Annotated in this window: 16 protein-coding genes; 3 read left to right on the top strand and 13 right to left on the bottom strand. The window is 72.3% G+C overall.

Going from position 1 to position 21,148, the window contains the following annotated elements; all coding sequences use genetic code 11:
• Window positions 1-53 precede the first annotated feature (53 nt).
• Window positions 54-614, bottom strand: coding sequence for a transcriptional regulator NrdR (gene nrdR, locus OG448_RS07665; protein WP_391300806.1), 561 nt, complete (start codon window positions 612-614; stop codon window positions 54-56).
• A gap of 582 nt (window positions 615-1,196) precedes the next feature.
• On the opposite strand from nrdR, the gene lexA reads away from it, so the two are divergent.
• Window positions 1,197-1,973: a transcriptional repressor LexA gene (lexA, locus tag OG448_RS07670; protein ID WP_405552247.1), complete on the top strand. Its 777-nt coding sequence runs from the start codon at window positions 1,197-1,199 to the stop codon at window positions 1,971-1,973.
• A 133-nt stretch (window positions 1,974-2,106) separates the two neighbouring features.
• Here the strand turns inward: lexA and OG448_RS07675 are convergent, their stop codons facing one another.
• The 4 genes from OG448_RS07675 to OG448_RS07690 form a co-directional block, all read right to left on the bottom strand.
• Window positions 2,107-4,083 carry an ATP-dependent DNA helicase gene (locus OG448_RS07675; protein ID WP_405552249.1) on the bottom strand — a complete coding sequence of 659 codons (1,977 nt, stop codon included), beginning with the start codon at window positions 4,081-4,083 and terminating at the stop codon, window positions 2,107-2,109.
• Window positions 4,084-4,243: 160 nt separating this feature from the next.
• Window positions 4,244-5,002, bottom strand: coding sequence for a GNAT family N-acetyltransferase (locus tag OG448_RS07680; protein ID WP_405552251.1), 759 nt, complete (start codon window positions 5,000-5,002; stop codon window positions 4,244-4,246).
• A gap of 35 nt (window positions 5,003-5,037) precedes the next feature.
• The gene (locus OG448_RS07685; protein ID WP_405552253.1) at window positions 5,038-6,963 is read right to left on the bottom strand and encodes an IucA/IucC family protein; all 1,926 of its coding nucleotides are present in this window, start codon (window positions 6,961-6,963) and stop codon (window positions 5,038-5,040) included.
• 224 nt (window positions 6,964-7,187) lie between these two features.
• On the bottom strand, window positions 7,188-8,609 hold the full coding sequence (locus tag OG448_RS07690; protein ID WP_405552254.1) for a diaminobutyrate--2-oxoglutarate transaminase family protein: 1,422 nt from the start codon (window positions 8,607-8,609) through the stop codon (window positions 7,188-7,190).
• 285 nt (window positions 8,610-8,894) lie between these two features.
• On the opposite strand from OG448_RS07690, the gene OG448_RS07695 reads away from it, so the two are divergent.
• Entirely contained in the window at window positions 8,895-10,118 is a 1,224-nt protein-coding gene (locus OG448_RS07695) for a trypsin-like serine peptidase (RefSeq protein ID WP_405552255.1), read from the top strand.
• 82 nt (window positions 10,119-10,200) lie between these two features.
• On the opposite strand, the gene hflX is transcribed toward OG448_RS07695, so the two are convergent.
• The 6 genes from hflX to miaA all read right to left on the bottom strand — a co-directional run bounded on the left by hflX (window position 10,201) and on the right by miaA (window position 18,372).
• The gene (hflX, locus tag OG448_RS07700) at window positions 10,201-11,691 is read right to left on the bottom strand and encodes a GTPase HflX (protein ID WP_405552256.1); all 1,491 of its coding nucleotides are present in this window, start codon (window positions 11,689-11,691) and stop codon (window positions 10,201-10,203) included.
• A gap of 208 nt (window positions 11,692-11,899) precedes the next feature.
• Window positions 11,900-13,411: a M1 family metallopeptidase gene (locus OG448_RS07705; RefSeq protein WP_405552258.1), complete on the bottom strand. Its 1,512-nt coding sequence runs from the start codon at window positions 13,409-13,411 to the stop codon at window positions 11,900-11,902.
• 69 nt (window positions 13,412-13,480) lie between these two features.
• Entirely contained in the window at window positions 13,481-15,607 is a 2,127-nt protein-coding gene (locus OG448_RS07710) for a RelA/SpoT family protein (RefSeq protein WP_405552260.1), read from the bottom strand.
• A gap of 285 nt (window positions 15,608-15,892) precedes the next feature.
• Complete coding sequence (dapF, locus tag OG448_RS07715) at window positions 15,893-16,774, bottom strand: diaminopimelate epimerase (RefSeq protein WP_405552262.1); 882 nt, start codon at window positions 16,772-16,774, stop codon at window positions 15,893-15,895.
• Between the two features lie 50 nt (window positions 16,775-16,824).
• A complete protein-coding gene (locus OG448_RS07720; RefSeq protein ID WP_405558715.1) occupies window positions 16,825-17,325 on the bottom strand; it encodes a hypothetical protein in 501 nt (166 codons plus the stop codon).
• A 108-nt stretch (window positions 17,326-17,433) separates the two neighbouring features.
• Window positions 17,434-18,372, bottom strand: a complete 939-nt coding sequence (gene miaA / locus OG448_RS07725; protein WP_405552264.1) for a tRNA (adenosine(37)-N6)-dimethylallyltransferase MiaA — start codon at window positions 18,370-18,372, stop codon at window positions 17,434-17,436.
• A 181-nt stretch (window positions 18,373-18,553) separates the two neighbouring features.
• Here miaA and OG448_RS07730 point away from each other — a divergent pair, with 181 nt between their 5' ends.
• Window positions 18,554-18,805 carry an antitoxin gene (locus OG448_RS07730; protein ID WP_405552266.1) on the top strand — a complete coding sequence of 84 codons (252 nt, stop codon included), beginning with the start codon at window positions 18,554-18,556 and terminating at the stop codon, window positions 18,803-18,805.
• Here OG448_RS07730 and OG448_RS07735 read toward each other — a convergent pair.
• Window positions 18,802-19,503 (bottom strand): class III extradiol dioxygenase subunit B-like domain-containing protein, encoded by a 702-nt coding sequence (locus tag OG448_RS07735; RefSeq protein ID WP_405552268.1) that lies wholly within the window; start codon window positions 19,501-19,503, stop codon window positions 18,802-18,804. The genes OG448_RS07730 and OG448_RS07735 overlap by 4 nt on opposite strands.
• Window positions 19,504-19,572: 69 nt before the next feature.
• Window positions 19,573-21,099, bottom strand: a complete 1,527-nt coding sequence (miaB, locus tag OG448_RS07740) for a tRNA (N6-isopentenyl adenosine(37)-C2)-methylthiotransferase MiaB (protein ID WP_405552270.1) — start codon at window positions 21,097-21,099, stop codon at window positions 19,573-19,575.
• Window positions 21,100-21,148 lie beyond the last annotated feature (49 nt).

Consider the following 21,148-nt stretch of genomic DNA (forward strand, 5'->3'; position numbering starts at 1 on the left):
TTCGGTGCGCCGCCCGACGTCCGGTCCGGGGACTTCTCCCCGGTTCCGGCCGGTCAGTCGGCGGCGCGGGCGGGCACGGGGACCTGGGTGGTCCGTCCCGTCCCGCTCTGGTCTTCCTGGCTCCCCGCCGTCGCGTCCTCGACGTGCCCGTCGTCCGCGGCGGGGTCCGGCGTCGCTTCGCGCAGTTCGGCGATGGCGGCCTCGAAGTCCTCCAGCGAGTTGAACGCCCGGTAGACCGAGGCGAACCGCAGATACGCGACGAGGTCGAGCTCCTGCAACGGGCCGAGTATGGCCAGCCCCACGTCGTGGGTGGTCAGCTCGGCACTCCCGGTGGCCCGCACCGCCTCCTCGACCCGCTGGCCGAGCTGGGCGAGCGCGTCCTCGGTCACGGGACGCCCCTGGCACGCCTTGCGCACACCGTTGATGACCTTGGTACGGCTGAACGGCTCGGTGACGCCGGACCGCTTCACCACCATGAGCGAACACGTCTCCACGGTCGTGAAACGACGGGAGCAGTCGGGGCACTGGCGGCGCCTGCGGATCGACGTGCCGTCGTCGGTCGTACGACTGTCGACCACCCGGCTGTCGGGGTGCCTGCAGAAGGGGCAGTGCATGATCTCCAACCCTCCTCACAGCAGACTCGATGGCCTCGCCGGGCCTCAGGGGCCTCACGAAGCAGCCCCAAGCATAGGCGATCGCGGAGGCCCGGAAGACCCGGGGTCCAAGATCAACCACAACTTGTGGGGCTCTGTAGCCGTCTCACCACTACATGTGGGGATGGCTCAGATTTCACGGGAAACGCGCGTGTCGCTGTGGACAGAGGCTCCGGGAGCGGCTCGAGAGCCCGCCGGGGCGACACGCACCAGCCTCCCGCAGTGCCGGGCGGGCGCACAGGGATACGGTGAACACCGCGCGGAGCCCTCGGGGAATTACGGCGGGGATCACACCGCGGGTGGACCCGGCCACCGGTCGGTCACCGTTTGAATGGCACACTGGCGACGGCCGCGAGGCCATCCGCCCCGGCGGTGAAGAGTACAACAATGGGCACTTTTGCCCGCCGGACGTCGCGCAAGCCATACACCCGGACACTTGATCGCGTCAGGTGAATCGCACTTTTTCACTCGAACGTGTGTTTGGCGCAACCTTTCGAAAGCTACTACCGTTGTGCAGCAGGGAGACCATCGAGAGGGGCCGACGTGACCACGACCGCAGACAGTGCCGCCATCACCGCCCAGGACCGCTCCCAGGGCCGGATGGAGCCGGTGCACGCGATGAACGAAGCCGCGCCCGAGGGCCACAAGCGCTCCCTGCCGGGCCGACCTCCAGGCATCCGCGCGGACAGCTCGGGGCTCACCGACCGACAGCGCCGGGTGATCGAGGTCATCCGGGACTCCGTGCAGCGTCGTGGCTACCCGCCGTCCATGCGGGAGATCGGCCAGGCCGTCGGCCTCTCCAGCACCTCCTCGGTCGCGCACCAGCTCATGGCGCTGGAACGCAAGGGCTTCCTGCGCCGCGACCCGCACCGGCCCCGCGCGTACGAGGTGCGCGGCTCCGACCAGGCGGTCAGCGTGCAGCCCACGGACACCGCCGGCAAGCCCGCCGCGTCGTACGTCCCGCTGGTCGGCCGCATCGCGGCCGGTGGCCCGATCCTCGCCGAGGAGTCCGTCGAGGATGTCTTCCCCCTTCCCCGGCAGCTCGTCGGCGACGGTGAGCTGTTCGTCCTCAAGGTCGTCGGCGACTCCATGATCGAGGCCGCGATCTGCGACGGCGACTGGGTCACGGTCCGCCGCCAGCCCGTCGCGGAGAACGGCGACATCGTGGCCGCCATGCTCGACGGCGAGGCCACGGTCAAGCGCTTCAAGCGCGAGGACGGCCATGTCTGGCTCCTCCCGCACAACGCGGCCTACGAGCCCATCCCCGGCGACGACGCCACCATCCTCGGCAAGGTCGTCGCGGTGCTCCGCCGCGTGTGACGCCCGCACCGGACAAGCCCCCCGGCTCGTCCCCCTGCACCGGGCCCCGGAACCCCTGCGCCGGTTCCGGGGCCCTGCCATTTCCGTCAGCGGCGGGGGCGGGCCGGTACGCCGGGCCGCCCCCGCCCCCGGCTCACTCCCCCTCGGCCTCCTTGGCCATCGCGTCGATCGCCGCGAGCGACTTGCGCACCTGATTGCGGTCGGTCGTGGTCCAGAAGTCAGGCAGTGAAGCCTTCAGGTACGACCCGTACCGGGCGGTCGCCAGCCGCTGGTCCAGCACGGCGACCACGCCACGGTCCCCGGACGCCCGGACGAGGCGGCCGGCGCCCTGTGCCATGAGCAGCGCGGCGTGGGTGGCCGCCACCGCCATGAAGCCGTTGCCGCCCCCGTCCTCCACCGCCTTCTGGCGGGCGCTCATCAGCGGGTCGTCGGGGCGCGGGAACGGAATCTTGTCCATGACCACGAGCTGACAACTGGGGCCCGGCACGTCCACGCCCTGCCACAGCGACAACGTGCCGAAGAGACAGGTGCGGGGGTCGGCCGCGAAGTTCTTGATCAGCTCGCCGAGGGTCTCCTCGCCCTGGAGCAGGATGGGGAACTCGGGGATGCGCACCCGCAGTTCCTCCGCCGCGAGCTGCGCGGCCCGCATGGAGGAGAACAGGCCGAGCGTGCGTCCGCCTGCGGCCTGGATCAGCTCGGTCAGCTCGTCCAGCATGTCGCCGCGGTCGCCGTCCCGGGCGGGGCGGGCGAGGTGCTTGGCGATGTAGAGGATGCCCTGCTTGCGGTAGTCGAAGGGCGAGCCGACGTCGATGCCCTTCCACTGCGGCAGGTCGTCGCCCTCGGTCCCCTCCGGAGCCAGGCCCAGCGAGGCGCCGACGCCGTTGAAGTCGCCGCCGAGCTTCAGGGTCGCCGAGGTCAGGACGACGCTGCGGTCGGTGAAGAGCTTCTCGCGGAGCAGCCCGGACACCGACATCGGAGCGACCCGCAGGGAGGCGCCGAAGCGGTCGTGGCGCTCGTACCAGACGACGTCCCACTCCGAGCCGTTCAGCACCCGCTCGGCGACGGCGTACACCGTCTCGACCGAGGCCACCGCCTGTTTGCGGACGGCGTCCTCGTCCTGCACGGACTTGTCGCGCGTCGAGCCGAGCGCGGTGATCACCGTGCGGGCCGCGTCGCGCAGGGCGGCCAGGGCGTAGCCGAGGTCCTCGGGGATCTCCTCCAGGCGGCCCGGGAGGGCCAGCTCCATCAGCCGCTCGAAGCCCTCGGCGGCGGTCTGGAGCTGGTCGGCGGCCTTCTCGTTGACGAGCTTGGCCGAGCGGCGGACCGCCCGGTTGACCTGGCCGGGGGTGAGTTCGCCGGTGGCGGCGCCAGTGACCCGGGAGACGAGTTCGTGCGCCTCGTCCACGATCAGCACCTCGTGCTGGGGCAGCACCGGGGCACCCTCGATGGCGTCGATCGCCAGCAGCGCGTGGTTGGTGACCACGACATCCGCGAGCTTGGCGCGCTCACGGGCCATCTCCGCGAAGCACTCGGCCCCGTACGCGCACTTCGAGGCGCCGAGGCACTCCCGCGACGACACCGACACCTGGGCCCAGGCCCGGTCGGAGACGCCGGGCGTGAGGTCGTCCCGGTCGCCGTTCTCCGTCTCGTCGGACCAGTCGCGCAGCCGGAGCAGGTCCTGGCCCAGCTTGCTGGTGGGGGCGGCCGCCTCGAACTGGTCGAAGAGCCCGTCCTCCTCGTCCTGCGGCATGCCCTCGTGCAGCCGGTGCAGACACAGATAGTTGGAGCGGCCCTTGAGCATGGCGAACTCCGGCCGGCGCCGCAGCAGCGGGTGCAGGGCGTCGACCGTGCGCGGCAGGTCGCGCTCCACGAGCTGGCGCTGGAGCGCGAGCGTGGCGGTGGCGACGACGACCCGCTCCCCGTGCGCGAGCGCGGGCACGAGATAACCGAGCGACTTTCCGGTGCCGGTACCGGCCTGGACCAGCAGATGGGAGGTGTCGTCGATCGCCTCGGCGACCGCTTCGGCCATGGTCACCTGGCCGGGGCGCTCCATGCCGCCGACGGCGGAGACGGCGGCGTGGAGGAGTTCGGGGAGTGAGGGCTTCGTCATAGCCCGACCACCCTACGGCCCCGGACTGACAATCGTGCCCGCTCCCCGGGGCGGGCGGAGCGGGATGCGAACACTTTCGAACTCCTGAACTTTTTCCGCGAAAGCGGGAACCCTGCGGAACTGCCGTACGTACAACACGTGAGCGCCCGGTCACGTGCTGCTACGAGGGTTCAGGCCGGACCCGGTCCCGGATCATGAGGGCGGCCCGCTTGCCGGGCAGATCGACCTCCGTCCGGCACTGGAACCCGGCCTTGCGGAAAGCGGTCACCGAGGGGGTGTTGCGAATGTCAGGTTCCGCGACGACACGTGTGCAAGCGTGCCGGCGTTCCATAACCAGGTCGGCCACGGCCGTGAGCAGGGCGGAGCCGAGCCCTCGTCCCCGGTGCGCGGCGTCCCCGATCAACAGGTGGATACCCGTGTCGTGCGGGCGCGCCTGATAGAGGCGGGCCAGCGGGTCGAGGTCGGCCCGGTAGACCTCCCAGTAGCTCATGGCGGTGCCGTCGAGCGTGCCCAGGCAGGGGACGCTGCGTCCCTCGCCGTCGAGCTGGGCGCGGAGGTGGCGCTCGGTCCGGTCCTGGGGCCCGGTCAGCTCCCAGAACTCGGCGACGGCCGGGTCGTTCATCCACCCGTGGATGAGGGGGAGATCGCGGTCGAGGCGGACCGGGACCAGTTCAAAGGTGCCCACAGAAGTGGGGGTTGGGCCCCAGGAGCGGATGCCGTCCAGCAGGTCTGCGGCGCGGGAGGCCGCCTGGTCGGGCAACGCGGCTCGCAGGGCCGTGAATTCGGCGGGCAGGCGCAGATCCAGTGTCTCTTCGTTGTCCCAGAGGAGCGCGCTCGCCCCGGTGTCGGCGCTGCCTGGGCAGTCGGGGGCGACCGTGGCGGGAAGGGCTTCGGCGGCGCCGGTGTCGGTGAGGGACACGTGCGCTCCTCTCATGGGGCGGGCGGATTACGGGATCAGGCATGAAGGGGGTTGGCGATGGTGACGTAGACGGACTGGGTGTCGACGGGTCCGACGAGTTCGTCCAGGCCGTGCAGCCGGGTCAGCAGGTTGGCCTTGCAGCGCAGTACGGGTGAGTCGAGCAGGCTGCCCGGCAAGGAGCTGCGCAGGGCGGCGGGGCCGGTGGCGGCCGCGGTGAGGAAGCGGCGGAACGCGGCAAGGAGGAGGTGTTCGTCGGCCAGGCGCTGGGAGCCGAAGGCGCCGATGAGGCCGAACACGTTGTTGACGGCGAGGTAGTAGGCGAAGCGTTCGTCGGTGACCTCGTCGGAGACGAAGGTGTCGCTGCGCTCCCCGATGCCCGGCAGCCGGGCGTCGAGCTCGCCCCGGCGGGACTCGCGGAAGTAGAAGCCCTGGTTGTCGCGGTAGCGGCCGCCGGCCGGCCAGCCGTCCTGGTCGAGGCGGAGCAGGGTGTTCTGCTGGTGCGCCTCCAGCGCGATCCCCGCCTCGCCGTCGAGCCAGAGCACGGGCCGGACGACCTGTTCGAGGTAGCGCAGGAACCACTCGGCGGCGACCGCGCCCACGGGACGGCCGGTGCGGGCGGCGAGCCGCGCGACGAGCTGGGCCAGGCAGGAGCGGAGACCACTGGGGCCTGCCGCCGGACTCGGCTCGAAGTCCGGGCGCGGGGAGACGAGTCCGGCGACGCAGCCGATGTCGTCGCTGGGAGCGAAGGGGTTGTGCCTGATCATCACATCGAGGCCGGGCACGGGCAGCCCGTCCGGGTCGTCCACGGCGAGCCAGGCGGGGTCGCGGACGATGTCGAAGCCGGGGTGGGCGGCCTGCCACTGCTTCGCCAGTCCGGCGCGCAGCAGGCGGTGCACCTCGACGCCCCGGTGGAGTTCCTTGCGCAGGTTCTCCCGGCGGGAGTTGGTGATGCGCAGGCCGAGCGACAGCTTGAGCATCGCCGGGGAGCCCGAGCGGTGGACGGTCCGCACGGAGGAGGTGGGGTGCCAGGGCGAGCCGAGGGGGCCGAGGTCGCGCAGGAGGCCGGCGTCCAGCAGGGCGGCGACCGGCGCGCGGTGGCGTACGTCGCGGGCCTGCCAGGGGTGCAGGGGCAGGGCGCTGTAGCCCTCGGGCAGGGTCAGCGCGGTTCCGGCGAGTTGTCGGAGGAGCTGGTCGGCGGGGACGGGGCGGCCGCGTTCGGTCCAGGCCGAGTCGGAGGCGAGCAGGGAGGGGGCGACGGCCATCCAGTGCAGGGGGAAGGAACCGCGGAGTTCCGGCGCGTACTGCTGGGCCTCGGCGTCGGTGAGTTGCTCGCGGCTCTTCGGGGTGGGGTGGAGGGGGTGACCGAGGAGGAGGGCCTGTTCGGCGCTGAGGAAGAGGTCGGGCCCGTCCTCGGGGTGGGCGCGGCGGTCGCGCAGGAAGGTGGCGGTGCGGCGCTGTGAGTCGGCGACCCGGGCGACGAGGTCGGCACCGTCCGCCGGGGCGGTGCCGTGGGGCTCGACGGTGTCCGCCTGGCCGGGGCTCTCGCGGGTGAGCAGGGCGGCGAGGGTGACGGCGTCGACCGAGGGGGCGTGCTCGGGGGCACCGGCGAGCCGGGGTGGGCCGAAACGGTGCCAGCCGGTCGGGGACCAGTGACGGATCGGGGTGATGAGGGCGGTGCCGCTGGCCGGGAGCGGGATGACCAGGACGCCGTGGGCCGGGGCGGCGAGGCCGGTCTCGCGTACCCAGCAGCGCAGGAGGTTCTCCACCGCCGCCGCCTGGGCCGCGGTGTGCGGGTCGGGGGCCTCCAGTGGGTCGGCGTCGGGCTCGCCGGGCCGTCCGGCGACCGGTGTGCGCCGCTTCTGGTGCGGCACCGCGTCGGCGAGAGGTACGGGGGCGCTGCCGGAGTCCGCCGGTTCGTCGGGGGTCTCGGAACGGCCGTCGGGTGCGGGGGTGGCGTTCATGCCAGTTCCTCGGGGGTGGTGCGGGTGCGGGTTGGGTCGCGGAGCGGTTCCGCATGGCGGAGGAGAGGTGGGCGGTGACCAGAACAGGGGGTGCCGACGCGCGCCGGACACGGTTCCGGGGCCGGCCGTGGTGCGGCAGTGTGGCGATGCCTGGAGGTGGGTCCGCCGCTCTCCGCCGATGCGCGCGGATCGTGCGCGTCAGCGGTGGGGTGATCTGGCGGGGGCTAGCCCGTGCGCTGGTGGTCGCGGCTCGCGGCGGTCACCGCGTCGGCGAGGCGGTCCAGTACGGCCGACGCCTGCTCGTCGCTGATGGTCAGCGGCGGGAGGAGCCGTACGACACTGTTGTGGCGGCCGCCGAGTTCCACGATCAGACCCCGGTCGAGGCACTCGCGCTGGACGGCGGCGGCGAGTTCGGGGGCGGCGGGGTGGGGCGCCGTAGCGGAATCCCAGCCGTCCGCCTCGGCGCCGCGCGCCTCCGGCACGGTCCCGCCCCTTGGCGCGGCATCCGGATTGACGAGCTCGACCCCGATCATCAGCCCACGCCCCCGCACGTCTCCCACACAGGCGAACTCGGCTTGGAGCTGCCGGAGCTGGTTCAGCATGCGGGCGCCGAGGGTGGCGGCTCGTTCGGCGAGGCCGTTCTCGCGGACGTGGGCGAGGGTGGCGGTGCCCGCGGCCATGGCGAGTTGGTTGCCCCGGAAGGTGCCCGCGTGGGCGCCGGGCTGCCAGACGTCGAGTTCCTCGCGGTAGACGATGACGGCCAGCGGGAGGCTGCCGCCGATGGCCTTGGACAGGACCATCACGTCGGGGGTGATCCCGCTGTGGTCGACGGCCCAGAAGGCGCCGGTGCGACCGACGCCGGTCTGGACCTCGTCCGCGATCAGGGGGATGGACCGGTCGGCGGTGATCCGTCGCATCCGGCGCAGCCAGTCGTCCGGCGCCGGGATCACGCCGCCCTCGCCCTGGACGGGTTCGAGGATCATCCCGGCGGGCCGGGGCACACCCGACTTGGGGTCGTCGAGGACGGACTCGGTCCAGCGGGCGGCGAGTTCGGCACCGCGCGGGCCGCCGACACCGAAGGGGCAGCGGTAGTCCTGCGGATAGGGCAGGCGGCCCACCTGGAGGTCGGGGGCGCCGCCGGACGCCGCCAGGGCGCCCGCGGTCATCCCGTGGTAGGCGCCGGTGAAGGCGAGGATGCCGCTGCGTCCCGTGGCGGCCCGGACCAGTTTGAGGGCGGCCTCTACGGCGTCGGTCCCGGCCGGGCCGCAGAACTGCACGCGGGCCCGGTCGGCGAACCCGGCCGGCAGGGTGCGGAACAGTTCGGTGATGAAGGCGTCCTTGACCGGGGTCGCCAAGTCCAGCACGGAGAGGGGTGCCCCGGAGTCGAGGACCTTGCGGATGGCCTCCAGCACCACGGGATGGTTGTGCCCGAGGGCCAGCGCCCCGGCGCCGGAGAGACAGTCGAGGTAACGACGGCCGTCCGCGCCCTCGATGGTGAGACCACGCGCCCGCACGGGCACGATGGGCAGGGCCCGGGCATAGGTACGCGCGGCGGACTCGCGCGCCGACTGGCGCCTGAGAATCCCCTCGTACACGGCCGGAGTTCCCCGGTGGGTGCTGTCGGCCTCCGACTCGGTCACGGCCACGGCTCGCTGTCCTCCCGCTGTCCAGAGGCGAGTTGCTCGACGGGGACGGGCGCAGGCAGCGGTCCCCCACGGCTACCAACAGCCGTCTGGCCGCCTGGTTACGGGTTGCTTCAAGATCCTTGCCGTGACGTAACCGTTGCGGTTCCGTCAGAAGTCCCCTACAGCGAACGCATAGTGTGTGGTCCCGTCCCGGAAGTCCGGGGAACCGGCGTCGACTGGGCGCGAGTTGAGCGCCAGTGCCGGGCCGAAGCGCCAAGTTCCTTCACAACAGGGAGAGTCACCACCATGCACTCCATACGGCCGTCGTCCACCGCTCGCCGAGGCAGGGGTACGCCCCGCAGGGCCTCCCGCGTGCTGGCGGCCGTCGCCCTCGCCTCGGCGCTGGCGCTGACCGCCAGCGCGTGCGACGGAGACGGTGACGACAACGCCGGCGGCAGCCCGTCCTCCACCGCGCGGGGCTCGGACGGGAAGGTCCGGGTGCCGCAGGACCTCCAGGACAAGCTCCGTCAGCACGGCATCGACATGGACAAGTGGAAGGACGGCGCCTGGAAGAACTGGGACCGGGACGACTGGCTGCGCGAGGCCAACGACTTCATCAACCCGATCATCAACGGTCTGTGGGACAAGGACCGGATGCGCGGCGCCGACGACCCGGCCAAGCGGGTCGACGACAACGACCTCTCCGGCGACCAGGGCGTGACCGACCCCGAGCCGCAGCCCGTGCAGGCCAAGGCGGTACGCCCGCCGTACCACACCAACGCCGCCACCTCCGGCAAGGTGTTCTTCGACTCCCCCAAGGGCACGATGGTCTGCTCGGCCACGGTGGTCGAGGACCCGGCGCACCCGGGCAAGTCCAACCTGATCTGGACGGCCGGCCACTGTGTGCACGCGGGCAAGAAGGGCGGCTGGTACCGCAACATCGCCTTCGTGCCGTCGTACAACAACCAGAGCCTGTCCTCCTCGGAGATGGAGGGCGCCTCCCGCGCGCAGGTCGCGCCGTACGGTGTCTGGTGGGCCGACGCCGCGAAGACCTCGCAGCAGTGGATCGACGGGGGCGGCGAGACGGGAGGCAACGGTGCCTCCTACGACTTCGCGGTGATCCACGTGACGCCGGAGCAGGGCAATGGGGGCAAGTCGCTGGAGGAGACGGTCGGCGGCGCGCTGCCGGTGGACTTCGCCGCTCCCGCCGCGACCGAGGTGAGTGCGGTCACCGCGAGCGGTTACCCGGCGGCGGAGCCGTACAACGGCCAGTTGCTGTACCAGTGCCAGGACAAGCCGGGCCGGCTGTCGATCGCCAAGGCGGACCCGACGATGTACCGCATCGGTTGCACCATGACCGGCGGTTCCTCCGGTGGCGGCTGGGTGGAGCAGGGCGCGAACGGCAAGCCCGCGCTGGTCTCCAACACCTCGATCGGCCCGGCCTCCTCCGGCTGGCTGGCCGGTCCCCGGCTCGGTGAGGTCGCCAAGGGCGTGTACGACTCGGTGAGCGCGAAGTTCGCGGACCGGTAGCCGTACCGCACCCATGACGAAGGCCCGCCGCCCCCTCTCGCAAGGGGACGGCGGGCCTCTTCGTGCTCCGGTGTACCGCCGGTCAGGCGGTCGCGGTGGGCGTGTACGGGGCCAGGTCGGCCGCCAGCTCCGCGTGCACCCGGACCTTGATGAGGGTGCCCTCGGCGGTGTGCTCCTCGGACAGCACCTCGCCCTCGGTGTGCGCGCGGGCGACCAGCTTGCCCTGCGTGTACGGCACGAGCGCCTCGACCTCGACCGAGGGGCGGGGCAGCTCCTCGTCGATCAGGGTGAGCAGCTCCTCCAGGCCCTGGCCGGTGCGCGCCGAGACGGCGATGGACCGCTTCTCGATCCGCAGCAGCCGCTGAAGCACCAGCGGGTCGGCCGCGTCCGCCTTGTTGATCACGACGATCTCGGGCACGTCGGTCGCGCCGACCTCCCGGATCACCTCACGCACGGCGGCGAGCTGCTCCTCCGGGACCGGGTGCGACCCGTCCACCACGTGCAGGATGAGGTCGGAGTCGCCGACCTCCTCCATGGTGGAGCGGAACGCCTCGACCAGGTGGTGCGGCAGGTGCCGGACGAAGCCCACGGTGTCGGCCAGCGTGTACAGCCGGCCGCTCGGGGTCTCCGCGCGGCGGACGGTCGGGTCGAGCGTGGCGAACAGGGCGTTCTCCACCAGGACCCCCGCGCCCGTGAGGCGGTTGAGCAGGGAGGACTTGCCGGCGTTGGTGTAGCCGGCGATGGCGACGGAGGGCACCTTGTTGCGGCGGCGCTCCTGACGCTTGATCTCGCGGCCGGTCTTCATCTCCGCGATCTCGCGGCGCATCTTCGCCATCTTCTCGCGGATGCGGCGCCGGTCCGTCTCGATCTTGGTCTCACCGGGACCACGTGTGGCCAGGCCACCGCGGCCGCCACCCATCTGCCGGGACAGCGACTGACCCCAGCCGCGCAGCCTCGGCAGCATGTACTGCATCTGGGCGAGCGCGACCTGCGCCTTGCCCTCACGGGACTTGGCGTGCTGGGCGAAGATGTCGAGGATCAGGGCCGTGCGGTCGATGACCTTGACCTTGACGACGTCCTCGAGCTGGATGAGCTGGCCGGGGCTCAGCTCACCGTCACAGATGACGGTGTCCGCGCCGGTCTCCATCACCACGTCGCGCAGTTCCAGGGCCTTGCCGGAGCCGATGTAGGTGGCCGCGTCGGGCTTGTCGCGGCGCTGGATGACGCCGTCGAGCACGAGGGCGCCCGCCGTCTCCGCGAGGGCGGCCAGCTCCGCGAGGGAGTTGTCCGCGTCCTGGGCGGTGCCGGTGGTCCACACTCCGACGAGTACGACCCGCTCCAGGCGGAGCTGGCGGTACTCGACCTCGGTGACGTCCTCCAGCTCGGTGGACAGCCCCGCCACGCGGCGCAGGGCCGCACGCTCGGAGCGGTCGAACTGGTCGCCGTCCCGCTCGCCGTCGATGTCGTGCTTCCAGGCGACGTCCTCTTCCATCAGGGCATCGGCCCGAAGACCTTCGGGATAGGCGTGCGCGAGGCGCTTGGCGTCCTGTGAAGGGGAAGAAGAGGAGGTCATTGGTTCCTTACGTCGAGGGGAGGACCGGTCCGGCGGTCGGCCGACCGGGAGGTCGGCGAGGGACCGGTTTTCATCAGGGACAACGCGCGCGTGCCCCGGGAGATTCCCGTGCGCCGCGCCGCGCCGACCGGAAGATGGTCGCACGGCGCGGAGCACCGCGTCATCGGGTTATCGCCGGGGCGCCCAGGCCCGGCAGCCGTTCCGGAGATCAGCTCTTCTTCTTGGCCGAGCCCGACGGCGCCGGCGCCGGCACCTGCTTCCAGTCCGGGTGGCCGGGCATGGGCGGTGTCTTCTCGCCGTACAGCCAGTCCTGGAAGAAGCCGGTCAGGTCACGGCCGCCGATGGCGGAGGCGAGGCGGACGAAGTCGGCGGTGCCGACGCTGGTGTCCCGGTTCTGCTGGACCCACACCTTCTCCAGCCGCTCGAAGGCGTCCTTGCCGATCTCCTGGCGCAGGGCGAAGAGCACCAGGGCGGCGCCGTCGTAGATGTTGGGGCGGAAGATGCCGATCTTCTGGCCGGGGGCGGGCGGCTTGGGCTTCGCGGGCGGGCCACCGGCGGCGCGCCAGCGGTCGGAGGCTCCGTAGGCGGCCTTCATGCGGTCCTGAAGGGGGCGGTCCGCCTTCTCCTCCGCATAGAGGGCCTCGTACCAGGTGGCGTGGCCCTCGTTGAGCCAGACGTCGGACCAGGTGCGGGGGCTGACGCTGTCACCGAACCACTGGTGGGACAGCTCGTGGACCATGACCGACTCGATGTACCACTTGGGGTAGGCGGGCTCGGTGAAGATGTCCTTCTCGAACAGCGACAGGGTCTGCGTCTCCAGCTCGAACCCGGTGCTGGCCTGCGCCATCAGCACGCCGTAGGTCTCGAACGGGTACGGGCCGATCTTGCTCTCCATCCACGCGATCTGGTCCGGCGTCTTGGCGAGCCAGGGTTCCAGCTCCTGCTTGTCGGCGGCGGGCACCACGTCGCGCAGTGGCAGCCCGTGCGGGCCCTTGCGCTGGACGACGGCGGAGTGGCCGATGGACACCTGGGCGAGTTCGGTGGCCATGGGGTGCCGGGAGCGGTAGCTCCAGGTGGTGGAGCCACCCGTCTTGACCGCGCCGGTCGGCAGGCCGTTGGCGACGGCGGTGTAGCCGTTCGGGGCGGTGACGTGGAAGGTGAACATCGCCTTGTCGGACGGGTGGTCGTTGCACGGGAAGACCAGGTGCGCGGCGTCGGCCTGGTTGGCCATGGCGAGCCCGTCGGTGGTCGGGACCCAGCCGCCGTCCTGGTCGTCCGCGGCGACGGGGTCGCTGGTGTGCCGCACGGTGATCCGGGTCAGGCTGCCCAGCGGCAGGGAGTGGTCCGGGGTGACGACGAGGTCCTCACCGGCGCTGGTGAAGGCGGCCTTGCGGCCGTCGACCTCGACGGACTCGACGGTGCCGTGGGCGAAGTCGAGGTTGATCCGCTTCAGGGAGTCGGTGAGCCGGGCGTCGATGGTGGTGACGGCCTGGAGCGGCTTGTCGTTGCTGCCGGGATAAGTGAAGGCGAGGTCGTACGCGGCCACGTCGTAGCCGGGGTTGCCCAGCTCCGGGAAGATCCGGTCGCCGACGCCCAGCGGTTCGGCGGGGGCTCCGGCGGCGACGAGACAGACGGTGACGGCCGAGGCGAGCAGGGCCGCCTTCGGGCGCCGGAGGAACCGGAGTGCGGGGTGCGGGCGCGTGGGGCGAGTGAGCAGCATGCCCCACCGCTACCAGCGCCCGGCCGCCGGGTGGCGACGGCGCGCGCCAGGCCCACTCGATCGGGTCGGTCAGGCGGCGGGCGCCTGGGCTCGGCTGACGTCGTACACGCCGGGCACGTCGCGCATCGCGCGCATCAGGGCGGGCAGTTCGGCGGCGTCCGGGAGCTGGAGGGTGTAGGTGTGGCGGACCCGCTGCTGGTTCGGGGACTCCACGGTGGCGGAGACGATCTCGGCGCCCTCCACGGCGATCGCCTCGGTGAGGTCGGCGAGCAGATGGGGACGGCTGAACGATTCGGCGACCAGGGTGACCCGGCACGCCGTGGTGTCCCCCCAGCGCACGGCGATCTCCTCGCGCCCCCGGCTCTTCATGTCCTCGACCATGGAGCACTCCACCCGGTGCACGGTCACCGCTCCCCCGCGCACCGCGAAGCCGACGATGTCGTCGGGCGGCACGGGCGTACAGCAGCCGGCCAGGCGCACCGGGCCGCCCGGCCGGTCCAGCAGCACGTCGGCGCCCCGGGGGCGCGCGGCGGGGGCGCTGCTGGCGGGGCGGCTGCCGCCGGGGGCGTCGGCGGTGTCGGAGGGGCGGCCGTCGGCGCCGGGGTGGGCCGCCAGCCAGCGCTGGATGGCGATGCGCGCGGCCGGGGTGTGGGCGTGCTCCAGCCATTCGCGGGAGGGTTCGGAGGCCGGGTCCTGGCCCATGAGGAGCTGCACGGTGTCGCCGTCGCGCAGGACGGTGCCGAGGGCGGCCAGGCGGCCGTTGACGCGGGCCCCGATGCAGGCGTGGGCGTCGTCGCCGTACTGCGCGTAGGCGGCGTCCACGCAGGTGGCGCCCTCGGGGAGGCCCAGGGTGCCGCCGTCGGGCCGGACGACGGTGATCTCGCGGTCCTGGGCGAGGTCGTCGCGCAGGGTGGACCAGAAGGTGTCGGGGTCGGGGGCGCCGCGCTGCCAGTCGAGGAGGCGGGAGAGCCAGCCGGGGCGGGTGGGGTCGGCCCGCTCGCCGTCGAGGCCGGCGGTCTGTTCCTCGGCGGGCGGTGTGTAGGGGTTGCCGAGGGCGATCACCCCGGCCTCTGCGGCCTGGTGCATGCGATGGGTGCGGATGAGGACCTCGACGACCTGGCCGTCCGGGCGGGCCACGGCGGTGTGCAGCGACTGGTAGAGGTTGAACTTCGGTACGGCGATGAAGTCCTTGAACTCCGAGACCACCGGGGTGAGACAGGTGTGCAGTTCACCGAGGACGGCGTAACAGTCCGCGTCCTCGTTCACCAGCACCAGCAGGCGGCCGAAGTCGGTGCCGCGCAGCGGGCCGCGCTTGCGGGAGACGCGGTGGACGGAGACGAAGTGGCGGGGCCGGATGAGGACTTCGGCCGGGATGTCGGCCTCGCGCAGCACCCCGCGCACCTCGTCAGCGACCTCGGCGAGCGGGTCTCCCCCGGCCGCGTTCTCCGCGATGAGTTCGCTGGTGCGGGCGTATTCCTCGGGATGGAGGATGGCGAAGACGAGGTCTTCCAGCTCGGTCTTGAGGGCCTGCACACCGAGGCGTTCGGCGAGCGGGATGAGGACGTCGCGGGTGACCTTGGCGATCCGCGCCTGTTTCTCGGGGCGCATCACGCCGAGGGTGCGCATGTTGTGCAGCCGGTCGGCGAGTTTGATCGACATCACGCGGACGTCGTTGCCGGTGGCGACGAGCATCTTGCGGAAGGTCTCCGGCTCGGCGGCGGCGCCGTAGTCGACCTTCTCCAGCTTGGTGACGCCGTCGACGAGATAGCGGACCTCCTCCCCGAACTCCTCGCCGACCTGGTCGAGCGTCACCTCGGTGTCCTCGACGGTGTCGTGGAGGAGGGAGGCGGTCAGGGTGGTGGTCTCGGCACCCAGTTCGGCAAGGATCAGGGTCACGGCGAGGGGGTGGGTGATGTACGGCTCGCCGCTCTTGCGCATCTGGCCGCGGTGGGAGGTCTCCGCCAGGAGGTAGGCGCGGCGCAGCGGGTCGAGGTCGGCGTCGGGGTGGTGGGCGCGGTGGGCCTCGGCGACGTGACCGATGGCGTCGGGCAGCTTGCTCCGGACGGCGGGGCCGAGCAGCGCGGCCCGGCCCAGCCTGCGCAGGTCGATCCGCGGCCGGGACTTTCTGCGGGCCACCGTGGGCGCCGTGGGCGCTACCGGGCCTGGGCTCGCGGGGTTCGTGGCCTCCGCACTCATGGGCACCTCCGGCTCGTGGACCGGCGGACGGGGCCCGAGGGGCATACGCGGCTCAGGGTTGGCGACGTTCCCCCGTCCGTGCCGGTGCTTGATGCTATCGAGCCCATCACGTGCTACCGACCGCCTCTCGGCCAGCGTGAAACGGATCACCCATTCGAGCGACGGGTCGGAGGTTTAGAGTTTGCGCCACGTGCCCTCCAGTCGGCCGCGGTATCGAACGGCCTCGCTGTCGGAGAAACGGCTGGTCCCCGGCGTCCGGAGCCACCGGGGAACGGTCCGTCCAGGTCAGCGGGTCGCGCTTTCCAGCCATTCGGCGTCGATCTCGCCCTCGGCGACGATCACGGCCGGACCCGTCATCTCGATCTCACCATCCGGTCGTTCGGTGATGACCAGCCGACCGCCGGGCACGTCCACGGCGTACGTCGCCGGGGTGCCGGTGACGGCCGGGTCGGCGCCGTCGCGCCGGGCGGCGGCCACGGCGACGGCGCAGGCGCCCGTGCCGCACGAACGGGTCTCTCCGGAGCCGCGCTCGTGCACGCGCATGGCGACGTGTCCGGGGGCCCGGTCGACGACGAACTCCACGTTGACGCCGTCCGGGTAGGCGCCCTCCGGGCCGACCGGCGGCGCGCTGTAGAGGTCACCGGCGTGCGCGAGGTCGTCCACGAAGGCGACGGCGTGCGGGTTGCCCATGTTCACGTTCCGCGCGGGCCAGCTCCGCTCACCGACGCTCACCATGACCTCGCCCTCGGGCAGGCGGGCCCGGCCCATGCCGACGGTGACCTCTCCGGCGCCGGAGTCGTCCTTGGCGATGTGGACCCGCTTCACGCCTCCACGCGTGGCGATGGTGAGGTCACCTTCGCCCACATGTCCGGCGTGCTGGAGGTAGCGCGCGAACACACGCACTCCGTTGCCGCACATCTCGGCGACCGAGCCGTCCCCGTTGCGGTAGTCCATGAACCACTCGGCCTCGCCGGCCATGTCCCGAGCCTCGGGGTGCGCGGCGGAGCGCACCACGTGCAGCACCCCGTCGCCGCCGATGCCGGCCCGGCGGTCGCAGAGCGCGGCGACGGCGGCGGGCGTCAGGTCCAGGGCGTTCTCGGGGTCGGGCACGATCACGAAGTCGTTCTCGGTGCCGTGACCCTTGAGGAATGCGATCCGCGTGCTCATCCCTCGATCGTACGGGGTGACCCGGACACCGTCCGAGGGCAGCCGGGGCGCTAGCGCAGGCGGGCGACCCGCCATACGGCGAGGACCGCGACGACGGCCACGAGCAGGGCGTAGGAGAGGGCGACGCGCCAGTCGGCGCGGCGGCCGGAGCCCCGCGGGGGCAGGCCGGGCCAGGTGTAGCCGACGCGGCGGGCGGCCATCATGCCCCAGCCGGCGGCGCAGGAGCAGATCAGCAGGCCCAGCATGGCGATGACCGCGCCGCTGTCGCCGAAGTCGAAGGCGAGCGGGAAGGCGAACATCAGCGAGCCGAGCGCGGCCAGGCCCACGATGGGCGCGAGCTGCCAGATGCGCAGCCGCCGCTGGGGGCGCAGTTCGACCTCGACCTCGGGGCCGCCCGCGAACATCTCCTCGGGCGTCGGTCCGTCGGCGACGACCACGAGGGGGATGTCGTCCGGACCGTCGTCGGTCAGACGGTCCTCGACGCCGGGCTCGTCACCGTCGGTGGTGATGTGCTCGGTGCCTGCTGCGGTGTCACGAGGGCCGGCCTCCATCGCCACGCGCCCTCCCAACTAGGACTGTCACTGGTCGATCGAAGCTCGATGATGGCACGGCGCCGGAGGCCGGGCTGACCGGTGGCGCATCCCGATGCCAGGACGTGATCAGGCTGTGACCGGTCGTTCGACCAACGCCAGCGCCCGCCCCGGAAGTTCCCCGCGGTCCGCCGCGGCCCCGCTGAGCCAGTGGACCCTGGGGTCGCGGCGGAACCAGGTGTCCTGGCGGCGCGCGAAGCGCTTGGTGGTGCGCACGGTCTCCGCGCGCGCCTCGTCCTCGTCGCACTCCCCGGCGAGCGCGTTGAGCACCTGCTGGTACCCGAGCGCGCGGGACGCGGTACGGCCCTCACGCAGTCCCTGGGCCTCCAGCGCACGCACCTCGTCCACGAGTCCGGCCTCCCACATGAGGTCGACGCGGCGCGCGATGCGCTCGTCCAGCTCGGGGCGGGCGACGTCGACGCCGATCTGGAGGGTGTCGTAGACCGAGTCGTGGCCGGGGAGATTGGCGGTGAAGGGGCGGCCGGTGATCTCGATGACCTCCAGGGCGCGGACGATGCGGCGCCCGTTGCTGGGCAGGATGGCACGGGCGGCCTCGGGGTCGGCGGCGGCCAGGCGCGCGTGCAGGGCGCCGGGGCCGCGCAGGGCCAGCTCGTCCTCCAGGCGGGCCCGGACCTCGGGGTCGGTGCCGGGGAACTCCAGGTTGTCGACGGCGCCGCGCACGTAGAGTCCGGAGCCGCCGACCAGGATCGGCCAGCGGCCCTCGGCGAGGAGGGCGTCGATGCGGGCGCGCGCCAGCTTCTGGTACTCGGCGACGGAGGCGGCGACCGTCACGTCCCAGATGTCGAGCAGGTGGTGCGGGATTCCGCCGCGTTCCTCGGGGGTGAGCTTGGCGGTGCCGATGTCCATCCCCCGGTAGAGCTGCATCGAGTCGGCGTTGATGACCTCGCCGCCGAGCTGCTGGGCCAGGAAGACGCCGAGGTCGGACTTTCCGGCCGCGGTGGGGCCGACGACGGCGATGACACGGGGGGTGGGGGATGCACTGCTCACCGCACCAGTCTCGCAAACCTCGCGGCTCCGCCGGTGGCCGACGGCGAATGACGTGGGGCTCAGCGGGCAGGGGTTACTGAGGTGGCCTGGGTGATCGCGTGGTGTGACGCCCGTTGGGCAGGGGTAACGTCCCTCACAAGCGCCGCATCACGCGCATTCGGGTTGTTCCGGAAGGTGGATCATGGGTCTGTTCGACAATGTGAAGGCCGCGCTCGGCCCGGCCAAGGACAAGGTGACGGACCTGGCCCGGCAGCATGGCGACAAGGTGCAGGGCGGGCTCGACAAGGCCGCGCAGGTGGTCGACGAGCGGACCAAGGGCAAGTACACCGACAAGATCCACGCCGGTACGGACAAGGCGAAGGAAGCGGTGGACCGCCTCGGCCAGGAGGGCCAGAGGCCCGGCGAGGGCACGCAGACCCCGCCGAAGAGCTAGCTCCAGGCGGCGACGAGGTAGCCGACGCCGTACGGCGCCTCGTCGTACAGCAGGGTGCCGTCCAGGCCCGCGCCCTCGGCCGCCGCGGCGAGGACCTGCCAGGGGCCGCGGCCGGACGCCTGGAGTTCGCGGGCGAGTCCGGTGTCGAGTGCGGCGAGGGCCGACAGGTCGGCGGTGCCGAGGGCGCGTGCGGCCTCGGCGTCGAAGGGGGCCGCGCGGTCGTCGAGGTAGCCGGGTGCCTTGAGCGTGCGGGAGGCGCTGCCGTCGCCCATCACCAGCAGGGCGATCCGGTCGTTCCCGTCGCCGGTCTCGGCGCCGAGTTCGGCGCACTGGACGGCGGGGAGATCAGCGTCCACGGCCACTCCCTCGACCGGTACGTCCGCCCAGCCGGTCCGCTCCAGCAGCCATGCGGCGACGGCCAGGGAAGCGGGCAGTTCCGGACCGGGCGCGTCCCCGGGACCGAGCCTCACATCCAGGTCGACGCCGAAGCCGCGGAAGGAACCCCGAGTGCCCTGCCGGTAGTGCCCGCCCTGCTCGGCGGGGCCGATGACCACCAGGCGGTCGGGGCGGGCGGCGGCGAGCACGCCGAGCGCGTCCGCGCAGGCGGCTCGGGCCGGGTCCAGTTCGGGCGCGGCGCCCGTGGCGACCTCGGGGACGAGCAGCGGTGGGCAGGGGCAGACGGCGGCTGCGACAAGCATGATCGGCAGCGTAACCCGCCTCGCCCCGGCCCGCGCATGCCGTGGACCGGGGGTGAGGCGCGTCAAGGGTCAGTCGCAGCCGCAGCCGCTCGTGGCGGCCGGCAGCGGCGCGGGGACGCCGATCTTCGGCAGGCCGAGCATGACGCCGGCCTTCTCGGCGGTCTCGGCCGCGTTGCGCTTCGCCCAGGCGTCGCCCGCGCGCGTGCGGCGCACGGCGAGAACGGGGCCCTCCGCGAGCAGGTGGTGCGGGGCTGCGTAGGTCACCTCGACGGTGACGACGTCGCCGGGGCGGACCTCGTCGTCCGGCTTGGTGAAGTGGACCAGGCGGTTGTCGGGGGCGCGGCCGGAGAGGCGGTGGGTGGCGCCGTCCTTGCGGCCCTCGCCCTCCGCGACCATCAGCTCCAGGGTGCGGCCGACCTGCTTCTTGTTCTCCTCCCAGGAGATCTCCTCCTGGAGGGCGACGAGGCGCTCGTAGCGAGCCTGCACGACCTCCTTGGGGATCTGGCCGTCCATGGTCGCGGCGGGGGTGCCGGGGCGCTTGGAGTACTGGAAGGTGAACGCCTGGGCGAAGCGGGCCTCGCGGGCCACCTGCATGGTCTGCTCGAAGTCCTCCTCGGTCTCGCCGGGGAAGCCCACGATGATGTCGGTGGTGATGGCCGCGTGCGGGATGGCGGCGCGGACCTTCTCGATGATGCCGAGGTAGCGCTCCTGCCGGTACGAGCGGCGCATCGCCTTCAGGACGGTGTCCGAGCCGGACTGGAGCGGCATGTGGAGCTGCGGCATCACGTTCGGCGTCTCGGCCATGGCGGCGATCACGTCGTCGGTGAAGTCGCGGGGGTGCGGGGAGGTGAAGCGGACGCGCTCCAGGCCCTCGATCTTTCCGCAGGCCCGCAGCAGCTTGCTGAACGCCTCGCGGTCACCGATGTCGGAGCCGTAGGCGTTGACGTTCTGACCGAGCAGGGTGATCTCGCTGACGCCCTCGGCGACCAGCGCCTCGATCTCCGCGAGGATGTCGCCGGTCCGGCGGTCCTTCTCCTTGCCGCGCAGCGCCGGGACGATGCAGAAGGTGCAGGTGTTGTTGCAGCCGACGGAGATCGACACCCAGGCCGCGTACGCGCTCTCGCGCCGGGTCGGCAGGGTGGAGGGGAACGCCTCCAGTGACTCGGCGATCTCGACCTGCGCCTCCTCCTGGACGCGGGCACGCTCCAGCAGCACGGGCAGCTTGCCGATGTTGTGCGTACCGAAGACGACGTCGACCCAGGGCGCCCGCTTCACGATGGTGTCGCGGTCCTTCTGCGCGAGACAGCCGCCGACCGCGATCTGCATGCCGGGCCGCGACGCCTTCCGCGGCGCGAGCCGGCCGAGGTTGCCGTAGAGCCGGTTGTCGGCGTTCTCGCGGACCGCGCACGTGTTGAACACGACCACGTCGGCGTCTCCGTCAGAACCCTCGGGCGCCCGTACGTAACCGGCGTCCTCGAGCAGCCCGGACAATCGCTCGGAGTCGTGGACGTTCATCTGGCACCCGTAGGTGCGCACCTCGTACGTCTTGGCTTCTCGAACGTCCACTGCCGGGCTCCGGTCGCTGCTGGTGGTCATGGGTCAAGGGTAGGCGGTCTCCGGAGGCCCTCCGTCCCGGCTCCCGGGG

Origin of the sequence: Streptomyces sp. NBC_01171, from assembly GCF_045039805.1 — a bacterium.
Lineage (GTDB): Bacteria > Actinomycetota > Actinomycetes > Streptomycetales > Streptomycetaceae > Streptomyces.

Bases quoted from the DNA above. Each gene is read 5' to 3' on its own strand.
- nrdR (WP_391300806.1), bottom strand. From the start codon at position 614: ATGCACTGCCCCTTCTGCAGGCACCCCGACAGCCGGGTGGTCGACAGT.
- OG448_RS07675 (WP_405552249.1), bottom strand. From the start codon at position 4,083: ATGACGAAGCCCTCACTCCCCGAACTCCTCCACGCCGCCGTCTCCGCC.
- OG448_RS07685 (WP_405552253.1), bottom strand. From the start codon at position 6,963: ATGAACGCCACCCCCGCACCCGACGGCCGTTCCGAGACCCCCGACGAA.
- OG448_RS07695 (WP_405552255.1), top strand. From the start codon at position 8,895: ATGCACTCCATACGGCCGTCGTCCACCGCTCGCCGAGGCAGGGGTACG.
- hflX (WP_405552256.1), bottom strand. From the start codon at position 11,691: ATGACCTCCTCTTCTTCCCCTTCACAGGACGCCAAGCGCCTCGCGCAC.
- OG448_RS07705 (WP_405552258.1), bottom strand. From the start codon at position 13,411: ATGCTGCTCACTCGCCCCACGCGCCCGCACCCCGCACTCCGGTTCCTC.
- OG448_RS07710 (WP_405552260.1), bottom strand. From the start codon at position 15,607: ATGAGTGCGGAGGCCACGAACCCCGCGAGCCCAGGCCCGGTAGCGCCC.
- dapF (WP_405552262.1), bottom strand. From the start codon at position 16,774: ATGAGCACGCGGATCGCATTCCTCAAGGGTCACGGCACCGAGAACGAC.
- OG448_RS07720 (WP_405558715.1), bottom strand. From the start codon at position 17,325: ATGGAGGCCGGCCCTCGTGACACCGCAGCAGGCACCGAGCACATCACC.
- OG448_RS07730 (WP_405552266.1), top strand. From the start codon at position 18,554: ATGGGTCTGTTCGACAATGTGAAGGCCGCGCTCGGCCCGGCCAAGGAC.
- OG448_RS07735 (WP_405552268.1), bottom strand. From the start codon at position 19,503: ATGCTTGTCGCAGCCGCCGTCTGCCCCTGCCCACCGCTGCTCGTCCCC.
- miaB (WP_405552270.1), bottom strand. From the start codon at position 21,099: ATGACCACCAGCAGCGACCGGAGCCCGGCAGTGGACGTTCGAGAAGCC.